Raw genomic sequence first — 22,776 nt, forward strand, 5'->3', positions numbered from 1 at the left:
TACTGGGGGTGCCGGCTACGACGGCACGGCGGGCGGGGACGTCGTCGGTGCCGGAGCGAGCGGCAGGCTCACGCGTATGAGCGTGCCGCTCGTCGTGCCCGGGTGGGGCGAGTGTGGCTCGGCAATGACGATGTCGCCACGATGAATCTGAACGATCTCGCGCACGATGGCCAGCCCCAGGCCGCTGCCGTCGCTGCCGCTGCCGAGAATCCGATAAAAGCGCTCGAACACGTGTTCGCGTTCGGCAATCGGGATGCCGGGGCCGGTATCCTCGACTTCGATGAGCACGGACTCGCCGTCGGCAGCCGGACGCAGGCGCACGGTTACGCTGCCGCCCACGGGGGTATAGCGAATCGCGTTGTCGATCAGGTTATTCAGCATCTCGCGCAGCATCAGCGCATGACCGGTCAGCGTCAACGGCTGGGCCGGCGCCTCATAGCCGAGGTCGATCTGCCGCGCGCGGGCGGCCTCAAACCAATTCTGTACCGCGTTGCGTGTGAGCGCGTCGAGCGGGATGGCACTGAAGGCCGACGGATCGCGCGCGCTGTTTTCCGTGCGGGCCAGGGCCAGCAACTGATTGGCCAGGCGCGCGGCCTGCTCCGAACTGGCCGCGATTTGCGACAGCGAGCGCCGCAATTCGTCAGGCGAGAGCTGGCGCAGGGCGAGCTCTGCCTGGGTGCGCAATCCGGCCAGCGGCGTCTTTAGCTGATGAGCGGCATCGGCAATAAAACGTTGCTGCATCTGCATGCTTTGCTCGAGGCGCCCCAGCAATTCATTGAGCGAGCCGACCAGCGGCGCGATTTCCGGCGGCGCGCGCTCGGCCTGAAGCGGAGACAAATCGTCGGGCCGGCGCGCGCGAATATGTTCGCGCAGCGCATGCAGCGGCGCCAGGCCGCGCGTGAGGCCAAACCACACCAGGACGATCGCCAGCGGCAGTACGATGAATTGCGGCAGGATCACGCCTTTGATGATCGCATTGGCCAGGCGGTTGCGGCGCTCGAGCGTCTCGCCGACTTGCACCAGCGCGCTCGTGCCCGGCTCAACGGCCGCACCGGGGGTCGCTGGCGGCAACTGGACATAAAGATAGGCGATACGGATGTCGTTGCCTTTGAGCGTGCCGTCGCGCAGGTGCACGACGCCGATCGGGGAGTGCGCATCTTCCGGCGGCAGCGGCAAGTCGGGCGTGCCGCCCAACAGTTCGCCGTGCGCGCCCAACACCTGATAGTAGATTTGGCCGGCGCTGTCGGCGCGCAGGAAATCGAGCGCAGCAGGCGGCAGCGCGAGCGAGGCACGGGCGCCGTCGCGGTGCACTTGTTGCGCAAGTACATAGGCATTGGTTTGCAGCGTGTGATCGAACGGGCCGTTGGCGATCGACTGGGCGATCAGATAGGTGACCGCCAGGCTCAGCGGCCACAGCAGCAGCAACGGTGCCAGCATCCAGTCGAGTATTTCGCCGAACAGCGAGCGCGACGGCGAGCGCGGCTCGGATTCGTCGGGCGGCGCGAAGTCGTAGGTCTGGCCGGGGTGGTCCGGCAGGGGCGCGTCCGTCTGGCGGACTGCATGATCGAAAGAGCGCATGGACAGCCGGTGTGGTGCGTGGGTTCAGGCCGCGCCGACGGGGCTGGCGGAGAGTTTCTCGAGGCAATAGCCGAGCCCGCGAATGGTGGCGATACGCACGCCGCTCGATTCGATTTTCTTGCGCAGGCGATGCATATAGACTTCGATCGCGTTGTTGCTGACTTCCTCGCCCCAACTGCACAGGTGGTCCACCAATTGTTCCTTGGAGACGAGCCGGCCGGTGCGCAGCAACAGGACTTCGAGCAATTCCAGTTCGCGCGCCGACAGGTCGAGCATCTGATCGTTCAGATAGGCAATGCGGCCGACCTGATCGAAACTGAGCGGACCATGCTGGATCACCGTGGCGCCACCGCCCGGTCCGCGCCGCGTCAGCGCCCGCACGCGCGCCTCCAGTTCGGCCAGGGCGAACGGCTTGGCCATATAGTCGTCCGCACCGAGGTCAAGCCCCTTGACGCGCTCATCGATGCTGTCGGCCGCCGTCAGGATCAGCACCGGCAGGTGCGAATGGCGCGCGCGCAGACGGCGCAGGACCTCCAGCCCGGAAAGATTGGGCAGCCCCAGATCGAGAATCAGCAAATCGAAGGTTTGCGCGGCCAGCGCCGAATCGGCCGCCAGGCCGGTGGCGACGTGGTCGACCGCGTAGCCGGTCTGGCGCAGCGAACGCGTCAGGCCGTCGGCCAAAATACTGTCGTCTTCGGCGATTAGAATCCGCATGACCCTGATATGCTCTCTGAAAACGACCCCGGGTTTGGCCGGTTTGGGGTTTTATCGACGCAAACGCTTGCAAATAACACTGTTTTTTTATACAGTACCCAAAAGCGTGCCCTCATCCCGCTGCACCGCCGCCTCATCATAGCAAAGGACGATTCATGGAAGATAGCAAGAAAGCGCCCGCTGGCCTGACTGCCGAAAAAGGCAAGGCGCTGGCCGCAGCCCTCGCGCAAATCGAAAAGCAGTTCGGCAAGGGTTCGATCATGCGCCTGGGAGACGGTGAGGTCGCACCCGACATCCAAGTCGTGTCCACCGGGTCGCTGGGCCTGGACATCGCTCTGGGCGTGGGCGGCCTGCCGCGCGGCCGGGTCGTCGAGATTTACGGCCCGGAGTCGTCCGGCAAAACCACGCTGACGCTGCAGGTGATCGCCGAGATGCAGAAAATCGGCGGCACGTGCGCCTTCATCGACGCCGAGCATGCGCTGGACATCCAATATGCCGGCAAGCTGGGCGTGGTCACGTCCGATCTGCTGATCTCCCAGCCGGACACCGGCGAACAGGCGCTCGAAATCGCCGATGCGCTGGTGCGCTCTGGCTCGATCGACCTGATCGTCATCGACTCGGTGGCCGCCCTGGTGCCCAAGGCGGAAATCGAAGGTGAAATGGGCGATTCGCTGCCCGGTCTGCAAGCCCGTCTGATGTCGCAGGCGCTGCGCAAGCTCACCGGTACGATCAAGCGCACGAACTGCATGGTGATCTTCATCAATCAGATCCGCATGAAGATCGGTGTCATGTTCGGCAACCCTGAAACCACCACCGGCGGCAATGCGCTCAAGTTCTACGCGTCGGTGCGCCTTGATATCCGCCGGATCGGCGCGATCAAGAAAGCAGACGAAGTGATCGGCTCGGAAACCCGCGTCAAGGTCGTCAAGAACAAAGTCGCGCCGCCGTTCCGCGAGGCGATTTTCGATATTCTCTACGGTGCCGGCATTTCGCGCGAAGGCGAAATCATCGATCTCGGCGTTACGGCCAAGATCGTCGAGAAGGCGGGTGCCTGGTATAGCTACAAGGGCGAGAAAATCGGCCAGGGCAAAGACAACGCCCGTGAATTCCTCAAGGAAAATCCGGAAATCGCCCGGGAAATCGAAAACAAGGTGCGTGAATCCCTGGGTGTCATCGCCATGCCGCAGAGCGAAGTGCTCGAGGAAGACGACGCCTAAATGATGTCGCGCAGGCCGTATCGTCGACCGACCGAAGTCACCGATGCGGCGCAGGGTGATTCGCCGCCCAAAACGGAAAACGCGAGCCGACGTCCCGGCCTGAGCCTCAAAGGCCGGGCGTTGGCTTATCTGGCGCGCCGCGAGCATAGCCGGCTCGAGCTGCGGCGCAAGCTCGCGCCGCATGCCGACAGTCAAGAAGAACTCGACGCACTGCTCGATCTCCTCGAGCAAGAGAACCTCCTCTCCAATCAGCGCTTCGCGGAAAGCGTCGTCAATCGCCGGGCTTCCAGGCTCGGCACCTCCCGCATCGTCAGCGAACTCAAGCAGCATGCGCTCGATCCGCAGGCGGTCAGCGATGTTGCCGAGCGGCTGCGCGGTACTGAATTCGAACGGGCCCAGGCCGTCTGGCAAAAAAAGTTCGGCCAGCCGGCGGACTCGCCGCAGGAGCGCGCCCGGCAAATGCGCTTCCTGGCCGGGCGGGGGTTTTCCCAGGATGTGATCCGCAAGGTCGTGCGCGGCGCCGATTTCGACGATTGAGCGATCGGTTGCCAGGGCACCCTTGCCCGGCTGACGTGCCGCTCAGGAGGGGTTCCGGCCGTCCTATGCTAAAATCATGTCCTTTCCGCGCTCATGCCTCTCATTTCCGCATGCCGCTCTCCGAGCCCGCCCCCCGTACCCCGCATCATCTCCGCACGATCCGTGTCGAAGCGTACGCGCGCGACGACGGCTTGTGGGACATCGAAGCCTGTTTGACCGACCACAAGGCGCGTGATTTCGTCCTCGCCACCGGCGTTCGCCCGCAAGGCTCTCCAGTGCACGAACTCTGGCTGCGCGTGACGATCGATGAGGCGCTCAATGTGCGAGAAGCCGAAGCGGTTTCCGACTGGGTGCCCTATCCGGGGATTTGCGATCAGATTGGTCCGGCCTACCGGCAACTGATCGGCCTGAATCTTGGCCGGGGATTCCGCAAAGCCGTCCAAGAACGACTCGCCGGCAAAGCCGGTTGTACCCACTTGACCGAACTATGCGGTGTTTTGCCGACGGCTGCCATCCAGGCGTTTGCCGGCGAGGTTATCAACACCCGCGATACGGCTGGAAGCGCCGACGACAATGCCGCGCCGCCCTTCCAGCTCGACCGGTGCCACGCGCTCAAATTCGAAGGCGAAGCCGTGCGCCGCTATTACCCGCGCTGGTATAACCACCGCGCTCCCGAACGAGTGAACGAACACCCCAAGGCGCCCAATGTGGCCGGGATGGTGGCCTCCGTTCGCCCGATTGATCCGAACCATCCAACTCAGCAAGAAGGGAATCACGCATGAAGATTCACGAGTACCAAGGCAAGGAAATTCTCCGAAAATTCGGGGTCGCGGTGCCGCGCGGCATCCCGTGCTTTTCCGTGGACGAGGCCGTCAAGGCGGCCGAGCAACTGGGCGGCGCGGTGTGGGTCGTCAAGGCGCAGATCCACGCGGGCGGCCGCGGCAAGGGCGGCGGCGTCAAGGTGGCCAAGTCGATGGATCAGGTGCGCGAATACGCGAACGCGATCCTGGGCATGCAACTGGTGACGCACCAAACCGGCCCCGAAGGCCAGAAAGTGCGCCGTCTGCTGGTCGAAGAGGGCGCCGACATCAAGAAAGAACTGTATGTCGGCCTGGTCGTCGACCGTGTCACGCAGGAAGTCTGCGTGATGGCCTCGAGCGAAGGCGGCATGGAAATCGAAGAAGTGGCCGCCAAGACCCCCGAATTGATCCACAAGGTCTACGTGAATCCGGCGCAAGGACTGACCGACGCCGATGCCGACGACCTGTCGCGCAAGATCGGCATTCCCGAAGCTTCGGTGCCGCAGGGTCGCGCCGCGCTGCAAGGCCTCTACAAGGCATTCTGGGAAACTGACGCCTCGCTGGCTGAAATCAATCCGCTGATCGTGACCGGCGACGGCAAGGTCATCGCCCTCGATGCCAAGTTCAACTTCGATTCGAACGCGCTGTTCCGTCATCCGGAAATCGTCGCCTATCGCGACCTCGACGAAGAAGATCCGGCCGAAGTCGAAGCTTCCAAGTTCGATCTGGCCTATATCTCGCTCGAGGGCAACATCGGCTGCCTGGTCAACGGCGCCGGCCTGGCAATGGCGACCATGGACACCATCAAGCTGTTCGGCGGCGAGCCGGCCAACTTCCTCGACGTCGGCGGCGGTGCCACGACCGAGAAGGTGACCGAAGCGTTCAAGATCATGTTGAAGAACCCGGAACTGAAGGCAATTCTGGTCAACATCTTCGGCGGCATCATGCGCTGCGACGTGATCGCCGAAGGCGTCATCGCCGCTTCCAAGGCCGTGTCGCTGAAGGTGCCGCTGGTGGTGCGCATGAAGGGCACCAACGAAGACCTCGGCAAGAAAATGCTGGCCGAATCCGGCCTGCCGATCATCTCCGCCGACAGCATGGAAGAAGCCGCGCAGAAAGTGGTGGCGGCCGCCAAGGGCAACTGAGCGAACTATGAAGCGGGCAGCCGGCCGATGCGCCACGTGTGGCGCGCGGGCAGGCTGCCGGGCAACCGGATGAAGGAAATCAAGCAATGTCGATTCTGATCAATAAAGACACCAAAGTCATCACGCAGGGCATCACCGGCAAGACCGGTCAATTCCATACCCGCACGTGCCGCGAGTACGCCAACGGCAAGGCGGCCTATGTGGCGGGCGTGAACCCCAAGCGCGCCGGCGAGGATTTCGAAGGGATTCCGATCTTCGGCTCGGTCAAGGAAGCCAAGGCGCAAACCGGCGCGACCGTATCGGTCATCTATGTGCCGCCGGCGGGCGCCGCGGCCGCGATCTGGGAAGCCGTCGAAGCCGACCTGGACCTGGCGATCTGCATCACCGAAGGCATTCCCGTGCGCGACATGGTGGAACTCAAGGAGCGCATGCGCCGTGAGAACCGCAAGACCATCCTGCTCGGACCGAACTGCCCGGGCGTGATCACGCCCGACGAACTCAAGATCGGCATCATGCCGGGCCATATCCACAAGAAGGGCCGCATCGGTGTCGTCAGCCGCTCGGGCACGCTGACCTACGAAGCCGTCGGCCAGCTCACCGCGCTGGGTCTGGGCCAGTCGTCGGCCGTGGGTATCGGTGGCGATCCGGTCAACGGCCTGAAGCACATCGATGTGCTCAAGATGTTCAACGACGATCCCGAAACCGACGCAGTCGTGATGATCGGCGAAATCGGCGGCTCGGATGAAGAAACCGCGGCGCTGTGGGCCAAGGACAACATGAAGAAACCGGTGGTCGGCTTTATCGCGGGCGTGACTGCGCCCCCGGGCAAGCGCATGGGCCACGCCGGCGCGATCATTTCCGGCGGCCAGGGCACGGCGCAGGAAAAACTGGCGGTCATGGAGTCGTGCGGCATCAAAGTCACGAAGAACCCGTCCGAAATGGGCCGTTTGCTCAAGTCGGTGCTGTAAAGCGCATTAGCCCGGTCCGCCGTCGGCGTGGTTGGCCGGCGGCAGGCGGGTCTGCGAAAAAGCGAGGGAATCCGCAGCGCGGGCTCCCTCGCTTTTATTTGTGAGCGTGTGCCCGCTTACCTCACTTCGCGCGGTGAGCAGGTAGAATCCCTGATACAACTTCAGGGAGAGCCTTTCACCGCATGATCGATTTCTTTGCTTCACTCAACTGGGCGGCAGTACTTCAAATCATCGTCATCGATATTCTGCTCGGTGGCGACAATGCCGTCGTCATCGCACTGGCATGCCGCAATCTGCCGTCGTCGCAGCGCTTGCAGGGTGTGCTGTGGGGCACGGCCGGCGCAATCATCCTGCGCGTGATCCTGATCGTATTCGCCGTCGCGCTGTTGAACATTCCCTTCCTGAAGATGGCCGGCGGGCTGCTGCTGTTGTGGATCGGCGTCAAGCTGTTGCTTCCCGAGCACGACGCGCACGGCAAGATCGAACCGGCCGACCGCCTGGTGGCCGCGATCAAGACGATCATCGTTGCAGACTTGGTGATGAGTCTCGACAACGTGATCGCCATCGCCGGCGCCGCTGAAGGCGCGGCCGAGGAGCATCGTGTATTCCTGATCGTTTTCGGGCTGGTGGTCAGCATTCCCCTGATTGTGTGGGGCAGCCAGCTGGTGCTCAAGCTGCTCGACAAATTTCCGATCATCATCACGCTCGGCGCAGCTTTGCTCGGCTGGATTGCCGGCGGCCTCATCGTCACCGATCCGGGCGTCAGGCATTGGCCGGTGCTGGCCGGCGAGAACGTCCACTATATTGGATCGGTTCTCGGCGCGATTGGCGTGGTACTCGTTGGACTATTCATGAAAAGCCGCATGCAGCGCCGTCAGGCAAGCGAGAAAACGTCCGCCGAGTAGCATTGCCGATGACGGCTGGATTTGTCCGATGTTTGATCCAGGGCAGAGAGCCTGATGGGCGGGTGTGGCATACTCCAGTCCGTCTTGGGGATTTCTCCTTGCGCGCCTATGATCTGACACGGAGATATTGCTTGACGTCCTCCCCTGCCTAAAGGCGGGAGATTCCCACACCTGGCGATGCACGCCCGCATCGGAGAATGTTCAGCGCAGCATTGGTATCACGGTCATGCACGACACCGCAGCGACTACAAGTCCACTCTCTTATTCGCAGACCTGCCATACCTCTCGGCCTCGTCGCGCTGTCTTTCGAACCGCACGCCGAACAGGTCTGGGTAGAACCGCTCTCGTTCACTTCCTCGAATGTGGCTCCGTGCGCAATCGCTTTGTAGCGGAGCTTATCCCGGAAGGACGACCAAGATGCGTCGTAGACGCTCTTCGCCATCCTGGTTTTGGCGAGTTGCAAAGCCGACACGTTGCCGACTGCGATGTAATCGAAGCGCCGGACGAGATCGAGCGCGAGCTTGTGCTGGAAGTCAGCGCGGGCATTCGCCACCTTGGCATAGAGCTTGGCGATATGCCGTTTGTGCTTTCGCGCGCGCTGCGCTTTCGCCAGTTTTTCGGCGGCCTGCCGACCAAACCGGTCATTGGGAAGTTTTTCGCCAGTCGAGAGCGTTGCGAAATCCTTCAGGCCAAGGTCGATGCCGACGCCAGCCTGAATTGGGCGGGCCAGCACAGCGGCGACCTCGATAACGATGTTGAGAAACCAGTTTCCGCGCGCATCCTGTGCAAAATTGGTGCCATCCTTTATCTTACCTTCAGGCAACGGTCGGCTGTTGAACACACGGAAGGTATTTCCGGCAAAGCGAAATGCTTGCCCCTCCCGTTTCAGATCACGCCCCTTCAAAGGCACCCAGCCAAGGCACTTCTTTCCCCGGTATCGCAAATAAGAACGGCGATGCTGACTGCGCGATTTCGCGTACTGCTCGCACGTCGCGTTGACCGTGCCCGAGTGAATGCCGAGTTCCGTGCTGCTGCCGGTCGTCAGCACGTTCAGGTCGAACCCGCTCGGCCATTTTTTGCTCCATTTCAGCGCGTGCTTCTGCGTGTCGTTGCAAAAGTTCCAGACGAAGTTCACCGAACGACTCTGTCGGTTCAGCAGGCCGTTGAGCGACTTCACCCGGTAGCGGTAGACAAGAAGCATGTCGCGTATTCTAACGTGGGAATGCCGCCTAACGGCGGCGCTCCTTTCCTCCCCGCCATGAATGGTAGGGTTTCTCGGAGAAACTGATGAAGCATCGCTGTACCGTACGACGCAAGCAACCCGACTCACGCGGCTTTACGTTGATTGAACTGATGATTGCCCTCGCGATCATCGGTATCCTGGTCACCGTGGCCGTGCCGGCCTTTCAAAATTATCTGATCCGCGCGCGCGTGATGGAAGGCATGTCGCTGGCATCGCCCGCCAAAGCCGCCGTGACCGAGAACGCCATGCTCGGCGGGCCGCACCTGGCCGCCGGCTGGACGCCGCCAATGGCCACCGACAACGTCGCCTCGATCGCTACCAACGACACCAACGGCACCATCACCGTTACTTATACCGAGCGCGCCGGTAATGGCACCCTTGTGCTTACGCCCAAGGCGGCCTATGGCAGTGATGCGACTGCGGGGGCGCTTGCGGCCGGCAAGACCCCGTCGGGTCAAATCAGCTGGACATGCGAGTCCAAGGATGGCGCGAACAGCGCCGCCACGCTCGATCCGAAATACGCACCGGCCGAATGCCGGCCCAAAAAGGGCTGAGCCGGGAGTCAGGCTAAAAAAGAGCGCTTCTGAACCAAGCGCTTTTTTTGTATCCTTGCACTTTTGCCCCCGCAGGAAAGCCGCCCTTGTTCCCCCCCCTCATGCTGTCGAGCATCGGCCTGGTTCTGGCGTTGTGCTGGAGTCTGCCGTTCAATCTGGTGTGGCACACCTACCCGATTTCGACGTTCTACGCCGAAAGCCTGGCCTTCTTTCTATGGGCGGTTCTCGTAGGGCTCCTAGTCATTGCTGTTGGCCAGCGTAACAGGCAATTGCTGCAACCGCCACGCGCTGTGCTGGCGCCGCTTGGATTCATCGCAGTCTTGATGCTCCAGCTGTGGCTATTGCCCTTGACCCAACCGCTGATGGTCGTCATCGGCGTGCTGTACGGACTGGCGATGATCACCGCCATGCACGCGGGGTTCTGGGCAAGCCGGCTTGGCTGGCGGGCCGTGCTGATGCGCTGGTCCGCCTATGCGCTGGTGGCCGGCGGCTTGTTCTCGGTGTTCTGCCTGTTCGTGCAGGCCGCCCGTCTCGAGGCGCATTTTTCATGGGTGGTGGCGCAATTTACCGGCGTGCAGGAGCGGCGGCTGTTCGCCAACATGTACCAGCCGAACCACGTTGCCACCTATCTGTCGTTCGGTTGCGCGGCCACGCTTTACCTCTGGCATTTGCGCCGGATTCGTTGGCCCGTCTGGCTGCTGACGACCCTGTTGCTGTGCGCGGGGCAGGCGCTGACGGTATCGCGCACGCCGTGGGTTCAAGTCGTGGTGATAGCGGCGTTCGGCCTGTGGCTCGGCCGCGATGAGTTTCAACCCAGGCGGGTGCCGCCGCGCCGCGCCGCCCGCTGGCTCGTGCCGCTGTCGCTGCCGGTGATGCTGGCCGTGGCCACCCAGGGCGTCCTTTGGCTCAATGACCGCTTTGCGTGGCAACTGGCTGGCACGGCGATCGAGCGTTTCGGCGAGCATAGTCAAATCGTCGGCCGACTGGCCATTTGGCGTTACGCACTGGCGATCTTTTTCAGGCATCCATGGTTGGGCGGCGGGTGGGGCGAGTTTATCAATCAGCAATTCCTGCTTGCCGATCATCTGGGTTCGGTCGAGATGGCCAACAACGCGCACAATGTCGTGCTCGACGTATTGGCCAAGACCGGCCTGATCGGTGCATTGCTGATTCTCGTGCCGCTGCTGTTTTGGCTGTGGCGCGCGCTGCGCAGCACCTGCGACGCCCCCGGCGTTTTCGCCCTGCTGCTCATTGGCGTGTTGAGCGTGCACGCGATGCTCGAATATCCGCAGCAGTATGCGTTCTTTCTGCTGCCCGTCATGTTTTTGATCGGTTTCACCGAGCCGCGCACGCTGCTGCGCGTCAAACCCGACATCACGTGGGGATTCCATGTCGGCGTCGTGATTTCGGCGATGGCTGTGCTGGGGTACCTGTATCAGGACTACCAGCGCGTCGAGGTCGCTTACGAAGCCGGCCGCATCGAGGCCTACCGCCAGCATCCGGCGCGGTTCTTCACCTCGTACGGCGACTACGCCGTGACCGAGTCGCTGGTGCTCGACTCCAACCAGCTCGATGCCAAGATCGCCGCGCACCGCCAGGCGCTGACCTTGGGCGCCAGCAATGTGCTGATCGAGCGCTATGTTGTCCTGCTCGCGCTGGCCGGCCGCGACGAGTCCGCACTGCTCAATGTCGCGCGCCTGAAGTCATTGGCCGGCGCTGCCTTTGCAATGGAATATCGCAATCTGCTGCGCCTGTGCCGTGCCCAGGGTGACCGGTTGCAACCGTTTGTCCGTCAATTGGAGCAACGTTACGGCACGCCGCCATCTGCCAAACGAAGTTCGGCCGCACCAGGCTAGTGGCCGCCGCGGCCAGCACCGAGGCGATCACGAACTGGCCGGCTCTCCCGACTCGCCCGCCTCGTCTGCCTCGCTCTCGTCGCCGCGCGCCCAGAAGAAGCGATCCGGAAAGTACCGCCCCATGCCGGGCCGGAACGCATTCAGCATCACCTGCTGCAGATACTCCTGCGCCTCACGCACGGCTGCCGGCGGCTCGAGGCCGCTGGCAAGCAGCGCCGTGATGGCCGCCGCCAGCGTATCGGTCGCGCCGGCTACCGGATAGGGCATGCGCTCCCAGGTGTCTTGCCGGACCAGGCCGGTCTCGCCGTGCAAGGTGTTGATCACCTGTTGAGTGCCGGAATCGGTGACCAGCACATATTCGCAGCCGTGCTCCAGCAATACGCCGATGGCTTCGTCCAGCGGGGCGTTGTCGGCATCCAAGAAGGGTTGTGCGAGCAGCAGGATCGACGCATGGCTGGCGACCAGTACCGTGGTTTGCGGCGCCAGCAGTGTCGCGGTGGCCTCGCGCAGCTCGTCGGCACTCAGCAGATGTTCGCCGGGCAGCGTGAAGTCCGGCGCCAGGATCAGCGGCATGTCGTCGTAGTCGGAGACGACCTCGGCGATTGCGCTGGCATTTTCCGCGCGAATCGTGCCGCCGACCTTGAAGGCCGCGATCGGCATGTCCTCGAGCAGCATGCGGGCCTGGTCGGCAATCAGCTCCGCGTCGACCGCGACCACGTCGTCGCAGGTGCGGGAGTCTTGCAGCGTATAGCCCGTCAGCACCGAGACACCGTACCCGCCCATACTGGCAAAGGTGAGTATGTCGGCCTGCACGCCGGTGGCGCCAGTAGGGTCGGCCGGGCCAAACGTCAATATCAGGGGGGGCGCGTCGTTGGGCATATCTCTATTCTTGAGCCGGAGCGGTCTGTTCAGGCGGCGGGTTCCACGGTACCATCTCGCCTGAGCCGATTGTAACGGAACGGTCATCGCATAAGCGGCGATTTCAAAACGAATCTGCAACGCGCCCTGCCAGCGTTCCGATGAGCGCCACAGCGCGACTTGCTCCGCACGACAACACTGAAGAAACATGGAATACAAAAGCTGGATGTGCCTGATTTGCGGCTGGATTTACGACGAAGCCGCCGGATTGCCGGAAGAAGGCATCGCACCCGGCACGCGCTGGGAAGACGTGCCGATCAACTGGACTTGCCCGGAGTGCGGTGCACGCAAGGAAGACTTCGAGATGGTCGAGATCTAAGCCGCCCTGGGCCGACGCGCGCGGCGCGCTGGCCCGGCAGTCTCGATGGTGAATTCACAGCAAAGCATTTCAGAACAGCCAGATCCATAACCTCCGGGGCGGCGCCGCCTGGCGCCGAAGCAGGGAGAGTCCCTTGGCGATCCGCGCCGACACGCTGACGCCGGAAGCCCCATTGTGGCGCTTGCCGGATGTCGAACAGGCCTTGAATGCCGCCTCCGAAGTCTGGGCGGGCGAGGGGCCGGGCGCCGTGCTGCCGCCGCTGCGACGCGCCAACCGCATCCTTCAGAACACCGGCCATGCCGACTGGCACCAGCAGGGCGAGTCGCTGGTGCGCGCCATTGCCGAGGCAGCTTACGGCCCCACCCCCCTGACCGACCCGCTGCGCAACGCGCTGCGCGAGTTTGAACAAGCTATTTGGCATGCGGGTGTGCCGCCGGGTGCCGCGTCACTTCCGGCCGTGGCCGGGCAATTGGCGGGCTGGCCGATCGCGGCGGCACACTGGTCCGCGCCGGCTGAGCCGCGCGCTGTGCGCAATCGTTTCGAGCGCGCGCTGCTGCCGATGCTGCAAGACGCGAGCGCCGGCGGCGAGGCGCTCGATGCGCTGGCCGGGTGCGCGCGGGACCTTGCCGCGGCCGACACCGCGCTCGATTATTGGGGGCTGGCCGAAACAACCCTGCGCGCCTTGGCCGGTCGCCCGCTCACACTTTCGCTCAAGCGCCTGTGCGCCCAAATGAACCTGAGCCTGGGCCGCCAGCTGCAAGGTGATGCCGGCGGTGGCGAAGTCGATCCGGCCCTCACGCGACAAACCCTGATCGAGCTTGCCATCGCGGACGCCGAGGCCCCCGCACCGGCGAACCAGGCCGTTTTATGCGATTTCGGCATGCTGCAGCCGCTGATGGTTCGCCCGGTGGACGTCCCGACCCCGACCGACGAGACCCCGCTCAGCCGTCAATGGCGCACGGTCGGTCCGTTGGCGGTGCAGCAAGAGGCCGGCGCCGCCTTTCTCGAACAGGCCGATGCCTTGCTGCCCGCCTTGCCGGAGCCAGCCGCCGCCTTTGCCCTCGCGCGCCATGCGCATCGCATCGGCCTGGCTTCCGTGGCCCGGCTCGCGGCGGCGCTCGGCGCCGTCGGCGACAGTGCCGGGCGGCACGGACTGGCGCCCGGCGACGCCTGGCCCAAGCTGGCGGCCAACGCGGCGCAAACCTTGCACGGCATGCTGCATCAATTTGCCGCCGATACCTATCCCGAGCCACGGCCCAAGCAGGTCGACGAACTGGCTGCGGCGCGCGAGGCGATGCTGCGCTGCAAAACCTAGCCGGCCACCCGCAAAACAAGGGCCCGGCGCGGCCATCATGCGCCGCAATCCGTGCTAAAGTCGCCGTAAGGACATCGCGAACGCGCCTCGGCGCAAGGCCAACCCCCTTGCCCTGGCGGGCCGCCGGGCTTTGTTAGAATTGGCGCTATGCCGAACGATCAAATCAATCTCACCAATCAGTTTCTCATTGCCATGCCTGGCATGGCCGATCCCACTTTTTCCGGCACCGTCGTGTACCTGTGCGAGCACAGCGAGCGCGGCGCAATCGGGCTGGTCATCAACCGGCCGACCGACATCGACTTGCAGGCGCTGTTCGACCGGCTCGATCTGAAGCTGGAGATCGAACCGCTGGCCCATCAGCCCGTCTATTTCGGCGGGCCGGTCCAGACCGAGCGCGGTTTCGTGCTGCACGAGGCGAGCGGCGCGCAATACACGTCGTCGCTATCGGTGCCTGGCGGGCTGGAAATGACCACCTCCAAGGATGTGCTGGAGGCGGTCGCCCAGGGCGGCGGACCCAGCCGGTTCCTGCTCACGCTCGGGCACTCCGGTTGGGGGGCCGGCCAACTGGAAGACGAAATCGCGCGCAACGGCTGGCTGACCGTGGCCGCCGACCCGATGATCGTGTTCGACGTGCCGCCGGCGCAGCGTTTCGAGGCGGCGCTCTCGTTGCTCGGCGTGAGTGCCTCGATGCTCTCGGGTGAGGCAGGGCACGCATGAGCGACGCGCAGGCGACGCTGCTCGCTTTCGACTACGGCGAGCGGCGTATTGGTGTGGCGATCGGTAACACCTTGCTGCGCCAGGCACGCCCCCTGACCATCATTGCCAACCTCAATCGCGAAACCCGTTTTGCCGAAGTGGGCGCGCTGATCCGTGCCTGGCAGCCCACGGCGCTGGTGGTCGGGCTGCCCACCCATCCCGACGGCACGCCGCATGCGATGACCCAGCAGGCGCGGCGTTTCGGCAACCAGCTCAACGGACGTTTCAACCTGCCGGTCACCTGGGTCGACGAGCGCTACTCTTCGGTTGCGGCCTCGAGCGCGCTGGGGCCCGGACACAATGGCCCGCTCGACGCGGAAGCCGCGCGCATCATCCTGCAGCAATATTTTGACGAACATGCCCCCCATTAACGCGGAATCCCTTTATCAGACCCTGCTGGCGCAAATTCGCCAGGCCTACGGCGCCGGCCTGCCGGCCCTGGCCGGCATTCACAGCGGCGGCGCCTGGCTGGCCGAGCGGCTCGCCCGCGATCTCGGCGCCCCGGCGTTTGGCGTGGTCAATGTGGCACTGCACCGCGACGACTACGCCAAGAAAGGCTTGCACAGCCAGGCCAGTCCCACGCAACTGCCGTTTGCCGTGGAAGGCGCAAGCATTCTCCTGGTCGACGACGTGCTCTACACCGGACGCACGATCCGCGCGGCCGTCAACGAACTGTACGACTACGGCCGCCCGGGCCGCATCGATCTGGCCGTGCTGGTCGACCGCGGCGGGCGCGAATTGCCGATCGGCGCGCGCTTCGTCGGCCAGGCCATCGAGCTCGACGGCAGCCAGACCCTCGTGCTTGAACAAGACCCGGCCGGCCAATTCTCATTCCGCCTGGAGGCCGGTCATGCTTAAGGGACACCCGCAACTGACCCGCAATGGCGAGTTGAAGCACTTGTTGACGGTCGAAGGGCTGCCGCGCGCGATCGTCACGCACATTCTCGACACCGCCGAGCAGTTCGTCAGCGTGACCGACCGCGAAGTGAAGAAAGTGCCGCTGCTGCGCGGCAAATCGGTCTTCAACCTGTTCTTCGAAAACTCCACCCGCACCCGCACGACCTTCGAGATTGCCGCCAAGCGCCTGTCGGCCGACGTGCTGAACCTGAACATCAACGCGTCGTCGACCAGCAAGGGCGAATCGCTGCTCGACACCATCAACAATCTCTCGGCCATGCACGCCGACATGTTCGTGGTAAGGCACGCGCAGTCCGGCGCGCCGTACCTGATTGCCCAGCACTGCGCGCCGCACGTGCATGTCATCAACGCCGGCGACGGCCGGCATGCGCACCCCACCCAGGGGCTGCTCGACATGTACACGATTCGCCATCACAAGCAGGACTTCACCAAGCTCACGGTGGCAATCGTCGGCGACATCCTGCACTCGCGCGTGGCGCGCTCCGACATCCATGCGCTGACCACGCTCGGCGTGCCCGAGGTGCGCGCGATCGGCCCGCGCACTCTGCTGCCTTCGGGGCTCGAGCAAATGGGCGTGCACGTTTTTCACGACATGAACGAGGGCTTGCGCGGGGTCGACGTGATCATTATGTTGCGCCTGCAAAACGAGCGCATGGGCGGCGCGCTGCTGCCCTCGGCCGGCGAATACTTCAAACGCTATGGCCTGACCGCGGAGCGCCTGGCGCTGGCCCGGCCCGATGCCATCGTGATGCACCCCGGGCCGATGAACCGCGGCGTCGAGATTGACTCCGCGGTGGCCGACGGCCCGCAATCGGTGATCCTCGAACAAGTGACTTTCGGTATCGCGGTGCGGATGGCGGTCATGAGCATCGTCGCTGCCAACAACGACTGAACACCATGAAAATTCATCTCAAGGGCGGACGGCTGATCGATCCCGTCAGCGGCACCGATGCGCCGCAGGATATCTTTATCGCTGCCGGCAAGATCGCCACCATCGGCCGCGCGCCGGCCGATTTTCACGCCAACAAGACCGTCGACGCCAGCGGGCTGGTGATCTGCCCGGGGTTGGTCGACCTGGCGGCGCGCCTGCGCGAGCCGGGCTACGAATACCGCGCCACGCTCGAATCCGAAATGGCCGCGGCAGTGGCCGGCGGCGTGACCAGCCTGGTATGCCTACCCGATACCGACCCCGTGCTCGACGAGCCCGGTTTGGTCGAAATGCTCAAATTTCGGGCCCGGGGCCTGAATCAGGCCCACGTTTACCCACTGGGCGCGCTGACCGTCGGCCTCAAGGGTGAAGTCATCACCGAAATGGGCGAACTGACCGAGGCTGGCTGTGTCGGGTTTTCGCAGGCGGATGTGCCGATCGTCGACACCCAAGTGCTGCAGCGCGCCATGCAATACGCCAAAACCTTTGGCTACACCCTTTGGCTGCGTGCGCAAGATCCATTTCTATCGAAGGGGGGCGTGGCCGCCAGCGGCGCGGTAGCCTCGCGGCTAGGTTTGCCGGGCGTGCCGGTGGCCGCCGAGACGATTGCGCTGCACACCATCATCGAGCTGGTGCGCATCACCGGCGCCCGCGTGCATCTGTGCCGGCTGTCGTCCGCCGACGGCGTTGCCCTGATGCGTGCGGCCAAGGCCGAAGGTTTGCCGATGACGTGCGACGTCGGCGCCAACTACCTGCACCTGACCGATATGGACATCGGCTATTTCGATGCGCAATGCCGCCTCACCCCGCCGCTGCGCGGGCAGCGCGACCGCGACGCGATTCGGACTGGCGTGGCCGACGGCACCATCGACGCCGTTTGTTCGAATCACACGCCGGTCGACGATGACGAAAAGCTGCTGCCGTTCGGCGAAGCATCACCCGGCGCCACCGGCCTCGAACTGTTGCTGTCGCTCACCTTGAAATGGGCCGACGAAATGCGCATACCGCTGGTCAAGGCGCTGGCCAGCATCACCAGCGCGCCGGCCGACGTGCTCGGCAGCGCCGGTGCGAGAGCCGGGCAAATCGCCGAAGGCACCGTGGCCGATCTCTGCGTATTCGACCCGGCAGCGCATTGGCAGGTGCAGCCGGCGATGCTGCGCAGTCAGGGCCATAACACGCCGTTTCTCGGTTACGAATTGCCGGGCCGCGTGCGCGCCACGCTGGTCGGCGGGCAGATCGTATTCGAGCAGCGCGCACCGCGCGAATCCAGCTAGGGCCGCCACCGTGCTACTGATCAAAAAACTGCGACTGGCCGCGCACCTACTGCGCGGGTTGTTGACCTGCGCGTTCATTTTTCCGCGCTTGAGCGTCGAGCAAAAAACCATGCGCGCCCGTGCCTGGTCGACGCGGCTGCTCGAGCTCTGCGGCATGCGGCTCGTCGTGCACCAGCAGGCGCCGCTGGCTGAGGGCGGCGTGATGCTGGTGTGCAATCACATCTCCTGGATCGATATTTTCGCCATCAACGCCTGGCGTCCGGTGCGCTTCGTCGCCAAGGCAGAAATTCGCCAATGGCCACTGGTCGGCTGGCTCAGCGTGCAGATGGGCACCATCTTCCTGCAACGCGAACGCCGCGCCGACGCCAAGCGCATCATGCATCACCTGGCAGAACTGCTCGACGCCGGCGAGGCGCTGACCGTCTTCCCGGAAGGCACCACCAGCGACGGCACGACGCTACTGCCGTTCCATGCCAATCTGCTGCAGGCACCGGCCTCCACCGGCAAGGCGATCCAGCCACTGTGCCTGTACTACGCCGACGCTGCCGACGGTGGCCAATCGATGGCGCCGTCCTATGCCGGCGACACCACGCTGATGCAATCGATCAACGCGATCCTGAACGCTCCCCCGCTCACCGTGCATCTGTCGATCGGCGAGCCGCTGTCGATACCGGAAGGTGCCCACCGGCGCGAGGTTGCCGCGCTGGCCGAAGCGGCGGTCGCGCAGGCGTTGTGCGGTTTCCGGCGGGAAGAGGGGGTAAGCGAGATGGTGGGGGTTGTCGAAACTGCCGAGGTACTGGAGCCGATGATATCCGGCAGTTAGCGCTTGCTTTGGGCTGACGTGGCGAATGGGTCGCGTATCTGCGGACACGCCACCTGATAGACTTTTCGCTGCGCGGGCTCTGTCGCCAGCTTCACCGCCGTCAACTGGCCGCCCCATACGCAACCGGTATCGAGACCCATCACATTGTCGCGCAGCATAAGCCCCAGCGCCGACCAATGACCGAACACCATCGTAACGTCGGCCGTCTTGCGCTCCGGCACATCAAACCACGGCATGAAGCCCGGCGGTGCGCTGCCCGCGCCTTCCTTCACCTTGAAGTCGATCTGCCCATCGACAGTGCAAAAGCGCAGCCGGGTCAATGCATTGATCGTAATGCGCTGGCGATCTGTTCCAGTCAACCCCGCATGCCAGCGGTCGGGCTGATTGCCAAACATTTGCGACAGAAAAGACTTCCACCCCGACCCGCGTAGTGCCTGCTCGACGTCTTGGGCCAGTTCGAGCGTTTGCGCCACGTCCCACTGCGGCAGCACGCCCGCGTGGACCATCAGGAAGCCATCTTCGAAATGCGCCAGCGGCCGGTGGCGAATCCAATCGATCAATTCGTCGTGATCGGGCGCACCGAGAATGTCACCGAGCGTGTCGGATGCATGCAGTTGCCGCACACCGGCGGCCACCGCAAGCAAATGAAGGTCGTGATTACCCAGCACCACCCGGGCGCGATCGCCTAGCGCCATCACCGCACGCAGCGTCGCCAGCGAGGCGGGGCCGCGGTTGATCAGGTCGCCCACAAAATACAGATGTGCCTGCGCCGCGTCGGGCGGCAATTGGCTCAGCAGCTCATGCAGCGAGTCGCAACAGCCTTGCAGGTCGCCGACGGCGTAGCGGGGCATCATCTAAATGGATGATAAGGATAAGGCACTGAATGATTTTGCTGCACGCGGCATCATACCTTCCAACCGCGTTGGCGCAGGTCACGCAGCCAACCGAGGCCGAGGCCGACGAACAAGCCGATCACCAGACCCGCCGCCGCAAATAGCACCGGACGAGGGTAGACGGGCTTGTCCGAGACCGTAATGTCGCCCAGCGGTTTCGAGACGAACGAGAGATTGGGGTTCAACTGCTCTTCCAAAGCGGTTTTGCGCTTGACCAGATCCTGTCGGTCCTGGCTGGCCTTGCTCATCAAGCCAAGCAGCAGAGCGTCGTTGGCGCTGTGCGCTGCCGCAGGTGCCTTGGCGCGCTGCGCAATCGCATCGTTCAGCCTTTTGATCTGAACGTCGTTTTCGGTCAGTTCCTGATCCACACGCGCCAACCTGGCGCGGAATTCACTCAGCAGAGAATCCGCTTCCTCGGCATGGATCGCGATCAACATCTTTTCCGAGGCTTGCAGCAGGGCTTTGGACTGGTCTGGGTTGAAACCGCGAACCGACAGATGCACCAAACTGGTGCCGGCTACCGCCTTCGCCGTCAGCGTCTTTCTCACCACGTACACGAGCGGTGACGTATCGTCGGCTGGATTCTGATTTTGCGATTTGAGCAAAGCGTCCTGAAACGAGCGGGACTCCACGCGCGCCACCGTCTGTGCGACCGGTTCTATCAAGACAGGTTGCGCGCCACCGCCCGCATACTGAATCTGTCCGATCTGCAAGTCGGCGTTGGCCTGCCATTGTTTGTGGCTCATCCATGAGAGGCCGACGCCAAGCAATAGGCCGATCAAGGCGAAGGCAACGATCAAATACAAATGCTTGACGATAAAGGCCACGATATCGCCAAGCGAAATCTCATCGTCATACGTTTCGTTGGGGTCGGTGATGTGGGTCGGCATGGCGGTGGTGCGTGGGTCGGTCAAAAAGGTGCTGGGCATAAATCACGCTTTTGACGCAACGTCCCCGGCAAATGTTCGCCATTGTGCGCCAAAAACTGAATTTGCCGGCTTTTGGTTAATTCTGGTTACGTACTTTGCTTTTTGTTTATAAATTTCAGCGCCGAAACGGTCGCTGAGGGCCGGAAGCGTCACGACCATCTGCTAAAATCCGCCGATCGAATGGCCTTTCAGGGTTGGGTGCAACATGATTTTGGTGACGGGTGGCGCCGGTTTCATTGGCGGCAATTTTGTGCTCGACTGGCTTGCCGAACACGGTGAACCGGTGGTCAATCTGGATAAATTGACCTACGCGGGAAATCTTAACACGCTGGCCGCCTTATACAACGATACGCGGCACCATTTCGTGCGTGGCGATATTGGCGATCGTGCCTTGGTCGCCCGGTTGCTGGCGGAGCATCAACCGAGGGCGGTGGTGAATTTCGCGGCGGAGTCGCATGTGGACCGCTCCATTCACGGGCCGGGTGATTTCATCGAGACCAATGTGGTCGGCACATTCAATCTGCTCGAGGCGGTGCGCGGCTATTGGCATGAGTTGCCGGCGGATCGCAAAGCAGCGTTTCGCTTTCTGCATGTGTCTACCGACGAGGTCTATGGCACGCTCGCCGCAGAAGATCCCCCGTTTGCCGAAACGAATCGCTACGAGCCCAATAGCCCCTATTCGGCCAGCAAGGCGGCGTCCGACCATTTGGTGCGCGCCTGGCGTCACACCTACGGCCTGCCGGTGTTGACCACCAACTGCAGCAACAACTACGGGCCGTACCACTTTCCGGAAAAGCTCATTCCGCTGGTCATTTTGAATGCGCTGACCGGTAAACCGCTGCCGGTGTATGGCGACGGACAGCAGATTCGCGACTGGCTATACGTCAAAGACCACTGCAGCGCGATCCGCCGCGTGCTGGAGGCGGGCAGAGTCGGGCAAACGTATAACGTGGGCGGCTGGAATGAAAAGGCAAATCTCGACGTCGTGCAGACCATTTGTGCCCTGCTCGATGAACTCAAACCACGCGACGACGGCAAACCGTACCGGACGCAAATCACATTTGTGACAGACCGGCCGGGGCATGACCGCCGCTATGCTATCGATGCCCGCAAGCTTGAGCACGAACTTGGCTGGAAGCCGGCCGAAACGTTCGAGAGCGGTATTCGCAAGACCGTGCAGTGGTATCTCGATAATCAACCTTGGGTAGAGAATGTCGTCAACGGCGCGTATCGCGAATGGACGGACAAACAATATCCCCTTCAACATGCCTAAGATCCTTATTACCGGTAAGCAGGGCCAGGTTGGTTTCGAGTTGCGGCGAAGCCTTGCGGTGCTGGGTGACGTGGTGGCGGTGGACCGCACGCAATGCGATCTTTCAAAGCCGGAGATGATCCGCGCGGTGGTGCGGCAGGTGCGGCCAGACATTATCGTCAACCCCGCTGCATATACTGCCGTTGACAAGGCCGAGTCGGAGCGCGAGCTGGCGCATGCGGTCAATGCGGTGGCGCCTGAAGTTCTGGCTCAGGAAGCGGCCGAGCTCAACGCGTTGCTGGTTCATTACTCCACCGACTATGTTTTCGACGGCCGTAAGAGTACACCCTACGTCGAGGACGATGCCGCCAACCCGCAATCGGTTTACGGCCAAACAAAATGGGCGGGCGAGGAAGCCATTCGACGTCATCACAAACGCCATTTGATATTCCGCACGAGCTGGGTATTCGGCGCACACGGCAATAACTTTCTGAAAACCATATTGCGGCTCGCCAGGGAGCGCGATCAACTCAAGATCGTCGCGGACCAGCATGGCGCACCAACCCCGGCGAGTTTGATTGCCGATGTAACTGCGCAAATCATCAGCCAATATTTGCGGGGGCAAGCGTCGGCGGAGTTCGTCTATGGCACGTATCACTTGAGCGCATCGGGTGACACAACCTGGCATGGCTATGCGCAAGCCGTCTTGCAGCAAGCGATGTCCAGAAATATTGCGTTGAAGGTAAAACCGGACGCCATCGAGCCGATTCCCACCAGCGCGTATCCGCTGCCCGCGCCGCGCCCGGAGAACTCTCGTTTGAATACCGACAAGTTACGAGAATCGTTCGGCCTGCAGTTGCCTCCATGGCACCAGGGGGTTGAGCATGTGATGACGCTTTTGGCCCATTAACAACGAATCACCCAACGATACAAG

At 63.1% G+C, this 22,776-nt stretch carries 24 protein-coding genes and 1 pseudogene; 18 read left to right on the forward strand and 7 right to left on the reverse strand.

The annotated features are described in order from the left end of the window. Positions 1-15: 15 nt before the first annotated feature. Both EPN80_RS07680 and EPN80_RS07685 read right to left on the reverse strand, forming a co-directional pair. Positions 16-1,578, reverse strand: coding sequence for a sensor histidine kinase (locus tag EPN80_RS07680; protein ID WP_293025472.1), 1,563 nt, complete (start codon positions 1,576-1,578; stop codon positions 16-18). Between the two features lie 24 nt (positions 1,579-1,602). Then, entirely contained in the window at positions 1,603-2,292 is a 690-nt protein-coding gene (locus EPN80_RS07685) for a response regulator transcription factor (protein WP_293025474.1), read from the reverse strand. A 155-nt stretch (positions 2,293-2,447) separates the two neighbouring features. On the opposite strand from EPN80_RS07685, the gene recA reads away from it, so the two are divergent. The 6 genes from recA (at position 2,448) to EPN80_RS07715 (ending at position 7,864) form a co-directional block, all read left to right on the forward strand. Continuing rightward, a complete protein-coding gene (recA, locus tag EPN80_RS07690) occupies positions 2,448-3,509 on the forward strand; it encodes a recombinase RecA (protein WP_047214935.1) in 1,062 nt (353 codons plus the stop codon). Then, on the forward strand, positions 3,510-4,046 hold the full coding sequence (gene recX / locus EPN80_RS07695; RefSeq protein ID WP_293025478.1) for a recombination regulator RecX: 537 nt from the start codon (positions 3,510-3,512) through the stop codon (positions 4,044-4,046). A gap of 110 nt (positions 4,047-4,156) precedes the next feature. Beyond that, positions 4,157-4,828, forward strand: a complete 672-nt coding sequence (locus tag EPN80_RS07700) for a DUF2889 domain-containing protein (protein WP_293025480.1) — start codon at positions 4,157-4,159, stop codon at positions 4,826-4,828. Next, entirely contained in the window at positions 4,825-5,991 is a 1,167-nt protein-coding gene (gene sucC / locus EPN80_RS07705; RefSeq protein WP_047214933.1) for an ADP-forming succinate--CoA ligase subunit beta, read from the forward strand. The genes EPN80_RS07700 and sucC overlap by 4 nt, the downstream gene beginning before the upstream one ends. Before the next feature lie 86 nt (positions 5,992-6,077). Beyond that, on the forward strand, positions 6,078-6,959 hold the full coding sequence (sucD, locus tag EPN80_RS07710) for a succinate--CoA ligase subunit alpha (protein ID WP_047214932.1): 882 nt from the start codon (positions 6,078-6,080) through the stop codon (positions 6,957-6,959). 182 nt (positions 6,960-7,141) lie between these two features. Then, positions 7,142-7,864 (forward strand): TerC family protein, encoded by a 723-nt coding sequence (locus EPN80_RS07715; protein WP_293025482.1) that lies wholly within the window; start codon positions 7,142-7,144, stop codon positions 7,862-7,864. Positions 7,865-8,012: 148 nt separating this feature from the next. On the opposite strand, the gene EPN80_RS07720 is transcribed toward EPN80_RS07715, so the two are convergent. After that, positions 8,013-9,065 carry a transposase gene (locus tag EPN80_RS07720; protein ID WP_293025484.1) on the reverse strand — a complete coding sequence of 351 codons (1,053 nt, stop codon included), beginning with the start codon at positions 9,063-9,065 and terminating at the stop codon, positions 8,013-8,015. A gap of 86 nt (positions 9,066-9,151) precedes the next feature. Between EPN80_RS07720 and EPN80_RS07725 the strand changes: the two genes are divergently transcribed. Continuing rightward, positions 9,152-9,661, forward strand: coding sequence for a pilin (locus tag EPN80_RS07725; RefSeq protein WP_293025486.1), 510 nt, complete (start codon positions 9,152-9,154; stop codon positions 9,659-9,661). 86 nt (positions 9,662-9,747) lie between these two features. After that, positions 9,748-11,517, forward strand: coding sequence for an O-antigen ligase family protein (locus EPN80_RS07730; RefSeq protein ID WP_293025488.1), 1,770 nt, complete (start codon positions 9,748-9,750; stop codon positions 11,515-11,517). Positions 11,518-11,544: 27 nt separating this feature from the next. On the opposite strand, the gene EPN80_RS07735 is transcribed toward EPN80_RS07730, so the two are convergent. Continuing rightward, complete coding sequence (locus EPN80_RS07735; RefSeq protein WP_293025490.1) at positions 11,545-12,396, reverse strand: bifunctional hydroxymethylpyrimidine kinase/phosphomethylpyrimidine kinase; 852 nt, start codon at positions 12,394-12,396, stop codon at positions 11,545-11,547. Positions 12,397-12,583: 187 nt separating this feature from the next. On the opposite strand from EPN80_RS07735, the gene EPN80_RS07740 reads away from it, so the two are divergent. From EPN80_RS07740 to EPN80_RS07775, 8 genes and pseudogenes are all read left to right on the forward strand, one after another. After that, positions 12,584-12,754, forward strand: coding sequence for a rubredoxin (locus EPN80_RS07740; protein WP_047214927.1), 171 nt, complete (start codon positions 12,584-12,586; stop codon positions 12,752-12,754). 133 nt (positions 12,755-12,887) lie between these two features. Then, the gene (locus EPN80_RS07745) at positions 12,888-14,069 is read left to right on the forward strand and encodes a hypothetical protein (protein ID WP_293025494.1); all 1,182 of its coding nucleotides are present in this window, start codon (positions 12,888-12,890) and stop codon (positions 14,067-14,069) included. Between the two features lie 147 nt (positions 14,070-14,216). After that, positions 14,217-14,786: a YqgE/AlgH family protein gene (locus EPN80_RS07750; RefSeq protein WP_293025496.1), complete on the forward strand. Its 570-nt coding sequence runs from the start codon at positions 14,217-14,219 to the stop codon at positions 14,784-14,786. Beyond that, positions 14,783-15,196: a Holliday junction resolvase RuvX gene (gene ruvX, locus EPN80_RS07755; RefSeq protein WP_293025498.1), complete on the forward strand. Its 414-nt coding sequence runs from the start codon at positions 14,783-14,785 to the stop codon at positions 15,194-15,196. The genes EPN80_RS07750 and ruvX overlap by 4 nt, the downstream gene beginning before the upstream one ends. Further along, on the forward strand, positions 15,183-15,683 hold the full coding sequence (gene pyrR / locus EPN80_RS07760) for a bifunctional pyr operon transcriptional regulator/uracil phosphoribosyltransferase PyrR (RefSeq protein WP_293025500.1): 501 nt from the start codon (positions 15,183-15,185) through the stop codon (positions 15,681-15,683). The genes ruvX and pyrR overlap by 14 nt, the downstream gene beginning before the upstream one ends. Beyond that, positions 15,679-16,635 (forward strand): annotated as a pseudogene (locus EPN80_RS07765) (aspartate carbamoyltransferase catalytic subunit); the annotation flags it as partial. The gene pyrR and the pseudogene EPN80_RS07765, both read left to right, overlap by 5 nt. Positions 16,636-16,640: 5 nt before the next feature. Continuing rightward, the gene (locus EPN80_RS07770) at positions 16,641-17,945 is read left to right on the forward strand and encodes a dihydroorotase (RefSeq protein ID WP_293025502.1); all 1,305 of its coding nucleotides are present in this window, start codon (positions 16,641-16,643) and stop codon (positions 17,943-17,945) included. A gap of 10 nt (positions 17,946-17,955) precedes the next feature. After that, positions 17,956-18,768 carry a 1-acyl-sn-glycerol-3-phosphate acyltransferase gene (locus EPN80_RS07775; protein WP_293025504.1) on the forward strand — a complete coding sequence of 271 codons (813 nt, stop codon included), beginning with the start codon at positions 17,956-17,958 and terminating at the stop codon, positions 18,766-18,768. Here the strand turns inward: EPN80_RS07775 and EPN80_RS07780 are convergent. From EPN80_RS07780 to EPN80_RS07790, 3 genes are read right to left on the reverse strand one after another with little or no spacing between them, the layout of a single operon-like run. Then, complete coding sequence (locus tag EPN80_RS07780; protein ID WP_293025548.1) at positions 18,765-19,619, reverse strand: symmetrical bis(5'-nucleosyl)-tetraphosphatase; 855 nt, start codon at positions 19,617-19,619, stop codon at positions 18,765-18,767. The genes EPN80_RS07775 and EPN80_RS07780 overlap by 4 nt on opposite strands. 53 nt (positions 19,620-19,672) lie before the next feature. Next, positions 19,673-20,590 carry a Wzz/FepE/Etk N-terminal domain-containing protein gene (locus tag EPN80_RS07785; protein WP_293025506.1) on the reverse strand — a complete coding sequence of 306 codons (918 nt, stop codon included), beginning with the start codon at positions 20,588-20,590 and terminating at the stop codon, positions 19,673-19,675. A 3-nt stretch (positions 20,591-20,593) separates the two neighbouring features. After that, positions 20,594-20,749, reverse strand: a complete 156-nt coding sequence (locus EPN80_RS07790) for a hypothetical protein (RefSeq protein WP_293025508.1) — start codon at positions 20,747-20,749, stop codon at positions 20,594-20,596. A gap of 46 nt (positions 20,750-20,795) precedes the next feature. Between EPN80_RS07790 and rfbB the strand changes: the two genes are divergently transcribed. Next, the gene (gene rfbB / locus EPN80_RS07795; protein ID WP_293025510.1) at positions 20,796-21,863 is read left to right on the forward strand and encodes a dTDP-glucose 4,6-dehydratase; all 1,068 of its coding nucleotides are present in this window, start codon (positions 20,796-20,798) and stop codon (positions 21,861-21,863) included. After that, entirely contained in the window at positions 21,856-22,752 is an 897-nt protein-coding gene (gene rfbD, locus EPN80_RS07800) for a dTDP-4-dehydrorhamnose reductase (protein WP_293025512.1), read from the forward strand. The genes rfbB and rfbD overlap by 8 nt, the downstream gene beginning before the upstream one ends. Positions 22,753-22,776 lie beyond the last annotated feature (24 nt).

This window comes from Pandoraea sp. (assembly GCF_004297875.1).
Taxonomy (GTDB): domain Bacteria; phylum Pseudomonadota; class Gammaproteobacteria; order Burkholderiales; family Burkholderiaceae; genus Pandoraea.

Coding starts and splice junctions, on each gene's coding strand:
- EPN80_RS07680 (WP_293025472.1), bottom strand. CDS start 1,578: ATGCGCTCTTTCGATCATGCAGTCCGCCAGACGGACGCGCCCCTGCCG.
- EPN80_RS07685 (WP_293025474.1), bottom strand. CDS start 2,292: ATGCGGATTCTAATCGCCGAAGACGACAGTATTTTGGCCGACGGCCTG.
- recA (WP_047214935.1), top strand. CDS start 2,448: ATGGAAGATAGCAAGAAAGCGCCCGCTGGCCTGACTGCCGAAAAAGGC.
- recX (WP_293025478.1), top strand. CDS start 3,510: ATGATGTCGCGCAGGCCGTATCGTCGACCGACCGAAGTCACCGATGCG.
- EPN80_RS07700 (WP_293025480.1), top strand. CDS start 4,157: ATGCCGCTCTCCGAGCCCGCCCCCCGTACCCCGCATCATCTCCGCACG.
- sucC (WP_047214933.1), top strand. CDS start 4,825: ATGAAGATTCACGAGTACCAAGGCAAGGAAATTCTCCGAAAATTCGGG.
- sucD (WP_047214932.1), top strand. CDS start 6,078: ATGTCGATTCTGATCAATAAAGACACCAAAGTCATCACGCAGGGCATC.
- EPN80_RS07715 (WP_293025482.1), top strand. CDS start 7,142: ATGATCGATTTCTTTGCTTCACTCAACTGGGCGGCAGTACTTCAAATC.
- EPN80_RS07720 (WP_293025484.1), bottom strand. CDS start 9,065: ATGCTTCTTGTCTACCGCTACCGGGTGAAGTCGCTCAACGGCCTGCTG.
- EPN80_RS07725 (WP_293025486.1), top strand. CDS start 9,152: ATGAAGCATCGCTGTACCGTACGACGCAAGCAACCCGACTCACGCGGC.
- EPN80_RS07735 (WP_293025490.1), bottom strand. CDS start 12,396: ATGCCCAACGACGCGCCCCCCCTGATATTGACGTTTGGCCCGGCCGAC.
- EPN80_RS07740 (WP_047214927.1), top strand. CDS start 12,584: ATGGAATACAAAAGCTGGATGTGCCTGATTTGCGGCTGGATTTACGAC.
- EPN80_RS07750 (WP_293025496.1), top strand. CDS start 14,217: ATGCCGAACGATCAAATCAATCTCACCAATCAGTTTCTCATTGCCATG.
- ruvX (WP_293025498.1), top strand. CDS start 14,783: ATGAGCGACGCGCAGGCGACGCTGCTCGCTTTCGACTACGGCGAGCGG.
- pyrR (WP_293025500.1), top strand. CDS start 15,183: ATGCCCCCCATTAACGCGGAATCCCTTTATCAGACCCTGCTGGCGCAA.
- EPN80_RS07770 (WP_293025502.1), top strand. CDS start 16,641: ATGAAAATTCATCTCAAGGGCGGACGGCTGATCGATCCCGTCAGCGGC.
- EPN80_RS07780 (WP_293025548.1), bottom strand. CDS start 19,619: ATGCCCCGCTACGCCGTCGGCGACCTGCAAGGCTGTTGCGACTCGCTG.
- EPN80_RS07785 (WP_293025506.1), bottom strand. CDS start 20,590: ATGCCCAGCACCTTTTTGACCGACCCACGCACCACCGCCATGCCGACC.
- EPN80_RS07790 (WP_293025508.1), bottom strand. CDS start 20,749: ATGGTCGTGACGCTTCCGGCCCTCAGCGACCGTTTCGGCGCTGAAATT.
- rfbB (WP_293025510.1), top strand. CDS start 20,796: ATGATTTTGGTGACGGGTGGCGCCGGTTTCATTGGCGGCAATTTTGTG.
- rfbD (WP_293025512.1), top strand. CDS start 21,856: ATGCCTAAGATCCTTATTACCGGTAAGCAGGGCCAGGTTGGTTTCGAG.